This is a genomic window from Agrobacterium sp. ST15.13.013 (assembly GCF_027956525.1).
Taxonomy (GTDB): domain Bacteria; phylum Pseudomonadota; class Alphaproteobacteria; order Rhizobiales; family Rhizobiaceae; genus Agrobacterium; species Agrobacterium salinitolerans.
The window spans coordinates 1-10,450 of record NZ_JAQKGP010000049.1; the positions used below are offsets into that span (position 1 = coordinate 1).

The 10,450-nt window shown below is 56.7% G+C and carries 6 protein-coding genes; all 6 read right to left on the bottom strand.

The genetic code is table 11. The features are described 5' to 3' along the window. Positions 1-554 precede the first annotated feature (554 nt). Positions 555-1,148 (bottom strand): hypothetical protein, encoded by a 594-nt coding sequence (locus PL597_RS25420; RefSeq protein WP_271366587.1) that lies wholly within the window; start codon positions 1,146-1,148, stop codon positions 555-557. 1 nt (position 1,149) lies between these two features. Beyond that, positions 1,150-1,896, bottom strand: coding sequence for a papain-like cysteine protease family protein (locus tag PL597_RS26380; protein WP_416372253.1), 747 nt, complete (start codon positions 1,894-1,896; stop codon positions 1,150-1,152). A gap of 48 nt (positions 1,897-1,944) precedes the next feature. Further along, a complete protein-coding gene (locus tag PL597_RS25425; protein WP_271366589.1) occupies positions 1,945-2,520 on the bottom strand; it encodes a hypothetical protein in 576 nt (191 codons plus the stop codon). 55 nt (positions 2,521-2,575) lie between these two features. After that, the gene (locus PL597_RS25430; protein ID WP_271366590.1) at positions 2,576-8,023 is read right to left on the bottom strand and encodes a DUF4011 domain-containing protein; all 5,448 of its coding nucleotides are present in this window, start codon (positions 8,021-8,023) and stop codon (positions 2,576-2,578) included. A gap of 337 nt (positions 8,024-8,360) precedes the next feature. Then, positions 8,361-9,227 (bottom strand): restriction endonuclease, encoded by an 867-nt coding sequence (locus PL597_RS25435; RefSeq protein WP_271366591.1) that lies wholly within the window; start codon positions 9,225-9,227, stop codon positions 8,361-8,363. A 4-nt stretch (positions 9,228-9,231) separates the two neighbouring features. After that, entirely contained in the window at positions 9,232-10,437 is a 1,206-nt protein-coding gene (locus tag PL597_RS25440; RefSeq protein WP_271366592.1) for a Shedu immune nuclease family protein, read from the bottom strand. Positions 10,438-10,450: the final 13 nt, after the last annotated feature.

The following is a 10,450-nucleotide window of genomic DNA, read 5'->3' on the forward strand; positions in this document are numbered from 1 at the left end:
AGCGCATCAAGATATCGCTGGGATCGCTCAGCCCGGTCGAATATCGTAAGAGCCTCGGCCTGAGCATTTAAAACAGTCCAACTTTTTATCCGCACCCCCTTATGCGCCTAACCGGCTCAGTTCTGCGTGGAAACCAACAATTTCCGGGCACTAAAAAGTGCCCGGAAAATGCTATTCAGAGGATCCTGCCAAGGTCGCCTCCTTCAAATCTCTTTTCAAGAAGCTCAGAACCTGGCACATGGACGCCGACTCTCTGCTCGCCGCTCTGATTGCTCACGAACTCATCAAGGAAACTCAGCACAAGGAGCAGTTGGAGACAGGCTGGGATGTGGGAACTAACCTTGCTTCTAAACACGTTCACACACAGGCATCCTTACGGCAGTCATTTCGCTGAGCATTCTGACATAGGGTTCCACTATCCCCAAGGGCCAGCTCTTCCGCTACAGACGGGCTTTTTTAAACGTGCGCATCCGAGCCGATCTACTTGCGCACACCATGGCCGTGGTCAAAATTTTGAGACGACATCTCAAAGATGTTCGACACCGTGCAGCGGACTAAATGTCGTGGTCGTTTCCGTTGTGGTCGGACGGTGTCGGCCTGCCCGAGAAGATGTAGCTGTGCTCTATATCCGCAGATAGTTCGGACAGATAGTCGAACACCCGCACGGGCCTATTGGTGGCCTGTTTGCCCCGACGAAGAACCTCGAATATCCAATCATCCTTTTGACCGTGTAGCCAGACAGCCACCTCGTTTATTGCAGGAACCTCCACGATACGCAGCATGAATTGATCGGCTTCGGTGTCGGCAAAATCCTGAACCCAACCAAATGCTTCAATGAACGCTTCGGCAGCTCTCCCTTCGGTCAAAGAGTTGAACCTCAGTTGATCCTGACTTTCGATTACAATGTCAGCAAACATTGGTACACCGCCCAGAGAGAATAGGTAACGCCAGCCCCCAGGAGGCTGCGTCAAATCCATCGTTGCGGCTGCCTGGGCATTCAATGTATAAACTGGCAGTGGCGCATCACCGGTGATTGGAGCAGACACAAAATCACCACCGACCCCTTCGTCATTTTCAATCATATTCGCGAGACCTTCGATGAATGTCTCCCTGACCACTTCAGAGTTGCTGGGAGCTATTATCGCCATGTTAGCCTCCTACTGCCTCAGGATCTTTATCTATCAAATTGTTTGCCTCCAGATCATACAACGTAGGTGTTGTTACGAAATATGAATGGGTCCAGCGCCCGATTTCACGATACCTTGTAACTATGTCAGACGAAGCTATCCTCGTGCGACCGTAAGCTGGGTCCTCAACAATATACACTGTCCCCCCATCGGCCGCGAGAAACCAGCCAACGATTGCGAGAAAGTGGCCACCACCCGATTTCCATTGGATACGCATGCATAGCGGCCTCCCAGCATCGATTTCCCCTTTGACAGTCTTCGGTCCGTCGACGCCTATGGACATCCTAGACAAACATGAGACTCTTTCCAGCGCCTCATCTAGGCACGCCACTTCATCGTGGGGACATCCTTCCGTACAATCTTCGCTGCAGTTCTCACCTAGAACTTCGTACGCGACCAAGCGCTGAGTCCAGTGCGACGCGGGATCGAAGAAGCGGACAACGCTCACACTGGTCGCCGCCCAGCACCAATAGGTACGCTCCTGCCGCTGCATATCGAGCCTGACACGTTTGCCCCTCGCGTTGTGCTTATGCACCCTTGCCTTGAGGATTTGCTGGATCGTCTTCGATTCGCTCATTTTATCTCCATCACCCAGGAAATCCACCGCCTGGAGAGCCTCAGCCCTGCGGTGACGCTGAATTCGAGGCTCTGTCGGCTGACCTCGATTGGCGACGGGTTCACGCCATCCAGACGGGACGCCGGAAACCATCGAATAGCTGCGGCACTATGATTCAACAAGAAGGGGCAAGTGGCCCAATCAGAAACTCTCCGACGTGCCGTCAAAGTATATAACCTTAGTCACGTTCAGCGTGGCTTTGGCGGTCCCCGTCGAGACTGGTCCGATCAGCTTGTCATATGGTTCACCCTTGATGAAGGGATTGTCCTCCCAGGTATAGAACGTCTCGCTCACTACCGTTTTCCCCGGAGGGATCTTGATGTCCAGCTTGCTCTCGCCATCGACTATCTTATCCCCGAAAGCGTCGGTGATGGACACGGTGTGAGCGACCGCCACGACCGTCTTCTTCGACGTATTCTTGAAACTCGGCACGAGCTCGACGCGGTCGTTGAATATCTGATTCTGATAGCTTTTTCCTTGGACACGCATCTTCGCATTGACCAGTTCCACAGTTGCCTTCGCAGAGTTGCCCGCAACACCTGCCGCGGGCCGCGCGGCGGCAGTCTCCTCCAGGCCTGACACCGCAATGGCGTCGAAACAGGTCAGCCGCTTCAGCGAGTCGCTCTCGGCCTTGCAGGATCTTAGATCAGTAAGAAGGTCTGCTTGCGTCGCACTGGCAGTGAGACAGAACATGAGTGTTATGAATGGCACTCGCACGTAAAATTCCTCCTGAAGTTATTCCTTGTCGGCGGACAACTCTCCGCCGCGTATGCTAGCTCACGCTCTCGACAACTGCCTTCCTGATCAGGCTTCCGAGGAGTATCTCCAATTCGTCTCCCGCTTCGGCATCCAGAACCGCCTTTGCCAAAGGTGCGCTGCGGTTGACCAGACCTTTTTCCGGCGCGCTCGGATCCTTGACGATGGTGAACTGGTAAGTCTCCTGACCACGATCCAGGTAACGCAAGCGAACTTTGCTCCCGAGGCGCACGACACCGCTTTTCGCTACCGCAGGCGGGGAGCGATCAGGCTTCACTGCAGGGGCGTCAACTGGCAGCACAAGCTGTTCGACCCCAGTGCGGCGGACATTCTTGGTCGTTGCCGTTGCGGTCGCGGGACGGGGTGGTGGAACTGACACGACAGCCTGCTCCGCAAGCTTCGTTTTCAACCGTTCCAAGCGTGCGCCGATGGCCGCGCGGAGCCTTTCCGCTTCCCGCCGCGGGTCGTCGAACCAGTCGGTCGACCAGACACGGTGGATATTCCAGCCAAGGCGCTCGAGTATCTCTTGGCGGTGACGGTCGCGATCCCGCGCTGACCGCGACGAATGGTAGGCCGCTCCATCGCATTCAACCCCCATTAGGAAGCCGTGCGGCCATTGAGGGTGCCGGACGCCCAGATCGATCGAGTAGCCCCCGGCCCCGACTTGCGGTACTGCCACGCATCCCATGGATTCGATCTGAGCGGCAACAAACTCCTCAAGCGGAGAGTCAAACGCGCCATGCGTTCCGGTGCCGGCCTGCAGAGGGCCACCCGCGCTGTATTCAAGCCAACGCTTCAGCATCCAGGCACCTGGGTTCGAGGTCTCCTCTGCAGTGATGTCCGACGGCGTCATTGAGGTGAAGGTTCTGATCTGCTCTTTCGCACGAGTGAACAACACGTTCAGACGCCTGCGGCCAGTGGGACCAGCGATCGGGCCGAAGTGCTGAGCCACCTTGCCCCCCTCCGACGGCGGACCGTACACCGTCGAAACGAAGATCACGTCGCGCTCGTCTCCCTGCACGTTCTCGAGGTTCTTGACGAAGAATTCCTCGAGACCATCTCGCTCATGGAGCCATCGGTCAACGAACTCGCCGGCCGCCGCGTCTCGCGCGATCTCGTACTGAAGACGCTCATTAATATAGTCGGCCTGCGCCTTGTTGACAGCGACGATCCCCAGCGACCGGGTCGGATCGTGACGCATGAAGTCCAAGGCCGCCTCGACGACTGCATGCGCTTCGGTCGTGTTCACGCCCGCCTTGTAGATGCCATTGGTCTGCACCAGGGAAACACCCATCCTCGGATTATCTTCGTTGGCAGAAGGAAAGACGGTCAGTCTGTCCCGGTAGATCAAGCCGTTCGAGAATCTGATGAGGCCCGAATGCTTCGAGCGGTAGTGCCAGGTGAGCATTCGACGTGGCCGGAACGCGCTGTTAGCCATCTCAAGGACTGATTCCTCGGTCACGGCGTCGGTTTCCTCGTCGTCGGCAGTGTCTGCGATGCTCTTGTGGAAGAAGTTGGTCGGAGGAAGCTGCTGGGTGTCGCCAACGATCATCGCCTGCCTGCTTCTGAACAAGGCACCGATGGCGTCCTCCGGGGGCATTTGCGAGGCTTCGTCGATTATGCAGATGTCGAACTCCAAGGTGTTCTTCTGGATGTACTGAGCCACAGCGAGAGGCGACATCATCCAGCAGGGCTTGAGAGCCAGAAGGGCACGCCCTGCCCGCTTCGTGACGTCACGCACGGGGACCCGGATTTTCTTCTGCCCCGCGAGGTGCTCGAGAAGACCCATCTCGGTATATTCGGCGACGCGTCCACGCGCATTGCCGGCAGGCGGACGCGATCCGGAAATCAACTGGTGGCGCAGCGCCTTTCGAGAAAGAAGTGTGATCTCGTCATCAAGCGACTTCAGTCTTGAGCGCAGAGCCTCGAGCTGCCGTCCCGAATAGTTCACAAGCTCTCGCCCGTACTTTTCGTAGACTCGGCCCGCCGCCACGCGCCGGAGCAGAGCCTCGACATGGCCGGAGACGTCGGTCGTTCCCACCTGCCTCACCAGGAGATCAACTGTCTCCAGAAGCCCCAGGCGGTCGATCTCCGACCTTGACTTAGCAACGTTCGTCCAATGCGCGAGCGCCTCCACGTCCTTGGATGCAGCCGAAAGGAATTCTGACGCCTGCGCGTATGTCAGCTTGTTGATCTTGGCGCCCATGTCGAGGAGACCTTCACCAGAAACCCGCGCGAGCAGGCCCTGCGCATTTTGGGCGGCATCGTGGGCGAGCTTGGACGAGGAGAGCAATTCCTGAAGGCGACGCTCGCGCGCCGCCAGGGCGAATGCGGTTCCGAACCGATGCTTATGAAGCAAGCGCGCGACCTCCACCAGATAATCGATCTCGTCAGACTTGCTCTTCCAACCGTCGAAGTGACTGCCAAGCACCACGGCAAGTTCGCTCCGATCGAGCTTCCCGACCAATTCTTGGAGTTCGCGAACATCGTTTGCGAACTTGAGTACATCGGAACTGGTCACGGCTGCAGGGCGATGGAATATCTGGCTGAGCAGTTTCAGTTCCACGTCGGTGGACTTGAGCTCCTCAAGTTTCGATTCGAGCTTTGCACATGTTTCGGCAAGATCGCGGAGTGGGGCCTCGGGCGGAAGATCAGGAAGCGATGGCGTATTGATCAGCGTGTCGACAATCTCGCTTCTCAAAAAGTCTCGGGCCGCCCGATTGTTGAAGCCGCTGAACTTCGCATCCACGCTCTCGTAGAACGCGGCCAGTTCGCCAAAGCTCTCGAAGTCCGTGTCGACGCCGTCGAACCGAGCTCCAAACACGCCGCTGTTCGTCGCGCGAGCGTTGAAACGGGCCTCCTCTTCGAGTTGATCGCGCGCTGCAGCAAGGTGCTGGATCGCAAGCTGCTTGTCGAACTTTCCGGCTTTCGAAATCGCAAGATAGAAGGACTTCGCGTCTTTGAACGTTGATGAAAGAAAGCTGAATGCGCCTGCGCCTCGGATCGTCCCAAGGTGTCGATCAATATCGGACGCTCGAACATCCGATCGCAGAGACATGTGTGCTTCCAGAGCGTGCCGCTTGTCCCGAAGGGACATTCCTGCCTCGACCATTGATTTCAAGCTGGCGACGGCACCCGCATCCGCAAGAATGGCCGAGCGCATACGCAACACGTCGATACGGGACGAGGCAACGATATCGGCGATTTTTCCAAGCGACCCCACGGTCCAGCTTGCGGCTGGCGGATGTTGTGCGATGAAATCGTCCGCCGTTGCGAGCACCTTTTCGAAGTCTTCGATCATGGACTCGATGGCCGATATCTCCACCGCTCGACTAGCCGCATCCAAGGACTGCACGCCGGACGCGCGGACAATCTCCCCGATCCGGTCGAGTGTTTGCCCGACGTCTTCGCCATGAGGATCAAGCAGCTCAGTCGACAGTCTGCTTGCGAGTGCACGCGCCGCATCGCAATCCTTGAAAAAGTCTGTGATCTTACCCGGGAACGCGCACGTCGCTATATTCGCCTCTGAAGCGGAAAATTCGCCCTCGACAAGTTCGCGTATGGAAGCCGCCACACCCTCGAGCTCGGATATCTCCGCCATCGAGAGCTCATGGTCCAGGCCGAGTCCCAGAAGTCTGTCTGACGCATCCTTGAGCTGCTCGTAAGCTTCGGCTGATCTGTGCGTCAGCGCCAGAATTGCCGAGCTCTTGAACTGGCTCGTATCGAGGTTCCTGGTGCCCTGCCAATGCAGCCGGTCAGCGACTGGGGTCGATCCGATATCTGAAAGCCATTTCGTCTGCGCTACAAGCTCTTCGATTTCGTGACGCCTGAACTCCCGGGCTGGCAACGAATGCTCTGACAGGGCTACAGGCGACATCACGTCGAGCAGATGCTGTGTGGCAATCGCGCGCCCTAGAACGCGGTGCACGGTTTCACCAGTGCCTTCCCACTCGCTTGCCAGAATGGCGACGTAGCGTGACAGGCTTTCCCTCACCGTAATGAATCGATCCCTGTTTTCCTTCAGCTCCGTGGGCAGCCTCTCCCGAATGCCTACACGCTCTCGGACGGAACGCATGAATTCGTCCTTGGAGCTTCGTCCGGCCAGCAACGGCAGGACGAATTCCCCCAGACCGACAGCTTCGAGGCGGCTTTGCACGACCTCCAAGGCGGCTGACTTCTCCGCAACGAACAGAACCTTCTTGCCTTTCGACAGCGCGGTCGCGATCGCATTGACGATGGTATCCGACTTCCCTGTTCCCGGAGGTCCTTCCACCGCCAGGTTCTTTCCCCTCGCAACATCCACCAAGACGCTGAACTGGCTTGCATCCGCCTTCTTCACCAAGTGGGGAACTTCAGCCTCGACGTCTGGCGCGTCGACATCGTACTCCTCTGCGACCGCGCCCGCGTCGGAGGTCTCCGATCCCACTAGGATGGACTCAACGATTGTGCTCCTTGAGAAGTCGGAGGCGGTCGAGTCCAAATCCTCATACATTGCCATTCGGGCGGCCGGGAACACCGAGAACGTTATCCGGCGCCGCACCTGCCAAGGGAGCTTGGCATGCTTTATGCCGGCGATCTCCTTGAAATATTCCTCGATCGATCCGCCCTGAAACAATGGGAGGTCGATATTGAACTCGCGCTTGAACTTCTCCCGTAGGACCAGGTTTGTTTCCGCCTCCTCACCTGTCCCTTGAACAGAGAACATAGGGCCTCCGGCAGTCTTCTTCCGCTCGACCACCACGGGAGCGAGAATGAGAGGTGAGAGATAGACGCGATCATCGGCACGGGCCGGGTCCTTCCATTCGAGGAAGCCGAACGCGCCACGCAGCAGGTTGAGGCCAGTTTCCTGCTGCGCAGTCCTTCCCTTGGTTACGAGCGCGTTCATCCTACGCTCGAGATCGGGCGCTAGCAGCAGCGTCTGGATGTTGTCGTCTTCGTAACGGTTGTCGTCAACCACGTCATCGAGAAGCGGAAGTTCGAAGCTCGGATTGATGCCGTTGTTCTTTGCATGCTGCGCCAGGGATTCGTCCCTGCGCGTAATTCTCTTCGGCATTCCAAGACTGTCACGAACTCGGTCCCGGAGCGCGCGTTCGGCCTTTCTGATCCGATCGGGGTAGTCGAGCGCCTCGGGGTCGAGCGCCGTGCTCGCTTCAAGGTATTCCTCGTCGGTCCGAAGAGCGATCGATACGGCCTCGACGAATTTCGGAGTCTGTTCGTCCCTCGCGTCCTCTTCCAGAGACGGGAGTGCCTTGAACTTCAAGGAGCCATCATTGTTGATGCTGTAAAAAATTCGGTCAGGCAGTTCGTCAATTACTCTGATCTGACTTGCCGAGCGACCGTCGAAACTCATGTTCACGAGCGGATTCTTAGAGGTCAAGTCGAGAAGCCGCGGACGGATATCCTCTATCTTGGCGGCGACGAGTTTCGAAAAATCTCGAACGGAAGGACTCAAATGCTCGTTCATGGAATCAAATCTACGCGCTGATTTAAACTAGAACTTGTGTCACACAGTCATAACCGTCGATCAAGGCAGAGGATTAGAAGTCGTTAATTTTCCCCGGCGCGACTGAAGATACGTATCGGCGGTCAGGGCTCGATCATGTTCGCTTGATCTGTCACATGGAGTAAATTCGCAAATGCGATCGTTGCCAGGTTGCGTAAAGAGCAATCGTCTGACGCTTAATGGCATGTCCGTGAGGCCGCAAACTCAGGTCCGCTAGAAACCTTGTGTAGACGTCCAAGACGAGAAAATCCGAAGGAGTTGCTGGAGTTCGCGATTAGAGCCTCATTGAGACATGGGGCTACGGGAAAAGTTCCAGGACCTTCGCAAATGGGTTCTTGCGCTCTGATGCAGCTCGGGCCTTCTCGCGAATTACGATGGCAGGATCAAGCCTCCTGCTGAGTGCGATGTAGATGTCCTGACCGTCCATCAAGAGCAAACGACGGGAGGTGAAGGCTGAAAACGATAGCGTACTGTATCCCGAGTAGCTGACATGCAGCCCACGCGTCCAGATCGTTCGCTCTTCAACCTTGCCTTGGAAGGAATGAAGCATTGTCGCGTCCGTCTGAACGCGGTGCCACTTCGCTTCCACCAGATACGTCGTGCCTTCGTGCTGGAATGAACCATCGATCTGCTCGCCAATTGTTCGAAAGGAAGCGCGCGCGTCTAGCCCCCAGATGTCGAGCCAGCGCTTCAAGAATCTCTCAAAAGCATAGCCGCGTTCCTGCGGGCGGTCGTCCATTGCCCCGAGTGCCAGAAACTCTTCCTCCAATGCCGAGAGCACACCCTCCAGAGGCGTTGCCGGCTGCTGCATACTAGGTGAGTCGGCGACGGCAGCTCTTGGCAACTCATGTCCGCCGAGCCTCTCGATGATGCTACTTAACTTCTTCCGATTGTCGTCAGTCGCCAGCAAGGGGCGATCCGCCTCAAGATATTCCCATAGGCCGACCAGTGCCTTTGCAATCGCTTTCGGTTGCGCCTTTTGTGTGAATGCGATAAGGCGCTTCCCCTTCGAATTGCCGCGAAAGGCGTACACGTCGTCATAGATGTCCACGCCGACCTCGTGGTGAAAGAATTCAGCGAACGTCTGGTTCGTGAACTCGAGAACATAACCTCCTTGTAAAAAGAGATCCTCGACAAGTTTGGATTCAATCGGGCGAAGGGTCATTCGTTCAATCTCGTGTGATGAATCGCGCCCGCCCGAGCAGTTCGTCGAAGGTGACGATGTCGAGGTTGCGAGTGTCGCGCCGGAACAGCTCGAAGGTGTCTCGGCGAACCTCGGCTTCGCGGGCATTCCCAACCCTGCCGATTTCCGACGACCTGCCTATGACGAGGATAGCCTTTGGATCGCGGGTCCTATTAGCTAACCGCCTTTCGCCAGACTTGTCGTAATTCTGACCAGTCTGAGCCTGCACCAGCCATTCGGCCTTTTGTTCGAGAACCTGCGAAACGGCGTCCATGAACTCGTTGCTGAACCTCCAAGTGCCGGACCGCCCGGATCGACGTTGCTGGAAGAGCGGGGTGTCGGGTCGCTTGATTTCGACGAGGACCGTGTAGTCCGTAAAGTTCATCAGATAATCGACTGTCGGACGGTCGCGATCATCCGTGCCGCCTGCGCCCACCACCATCTCGCGATCGAACGGCCGCATGATGCGATAGTCCAGGCCGTAGCCGAAGACCCAGCTCTGTCGCTCGAAGAAATCCTGCCAGTCCTTTTCCGTCCATGTATCGTGCTCAAGACGTCGTTCAAACTCATCCAATCCTTGGCGTCTTCCGAGAAGCAAATTGATTTCATTCTGACTGAGATCGCCTTGTGCTTCACGAAACAGGCTCTCGCGTCTTTCCGGGGATAGCTTTCGAAGCGTTGCTAGAAGTGTGTGCTCTGAAGCATCCGTGATAATCTTGGGGCCGTTTCCGACCGAGAGGTCGCGGACATCGAACCTCTCCTCATTCGAGCGGTCGACGAACTTGATGCTTTCCAGGAATGCGAGCAGACGTTCGAACTCGTCAGATCGGAACGAGAAGGAATCCTTTTCGTAAGCCTGATACCAGCCCCCTGCTCGGCTTTGGAAGGTCTCCAATGTCAACCTTCGGATGCCGCCGTCATCTTGGCTGACAAGAGCTGTCACCTGAGTCTTTCTCTTTTCACCGGTTATGCGAAGGCACATTGCACCCTCGATCTCGCCTAGCAGGACGCCCTCAGTACCCTCGATGACGCTACGAATGAGGCGCCGCCTCTCAGGGTTGACGGATCCGTGGGCGAAGACTTTGGTGAGGTATGCTTTTCCTTCCGTAACCGTTGTTCTGCTCCCACGTTGTCTGCCGCCTTCTGATCTGGGATCGACGTTCCATGGATGAGAGACAAGGAGTTTCTCCATGGAGACTACGTTG

What these genes read in the sequence shown, in the direction of transcription:
- PL597_RS25420 (WP_271366587.1), bottom strand. Translation starts at nt 1,148, where the DNA reads ATGGCGATAATAGCTCCCAGCAACTCTGAAGTGGTCAGGGAGACATTC.
- PL597_RS26380 (WP_416372253.1), bottom strand. Translation starts at nt 1,896, where the DNA reads ATGGTTTCCGGCGTCCCGTCTGGATGGCGTGAACCCGTCGCCAATCGA.
- PL597_RS25430 (WP_271366590.1), bottom strand. Translation starts at nt 8,023, where the DNA reads ATGAACGAGCATTTGAGTCCTTCCGTTCGAGATTTTTCGAAACTCGTC.
- PL597_RS25435 (WP_271366591.1), bottom strand. Translation starts at nt 9,227, where the DNA reads ATGACCCTTCGCCCGATTGAATCCAAACTTGTCGAGGATCTCTTTTTA.
- PL597_RS25440 (WP_271366592.1), bottom strand. Translation starts at nt 10,437, where the DNA reads ATGGAGAAACTCCTTGTCTCTCATCCATGGAACGTCGATCCCAGATCA.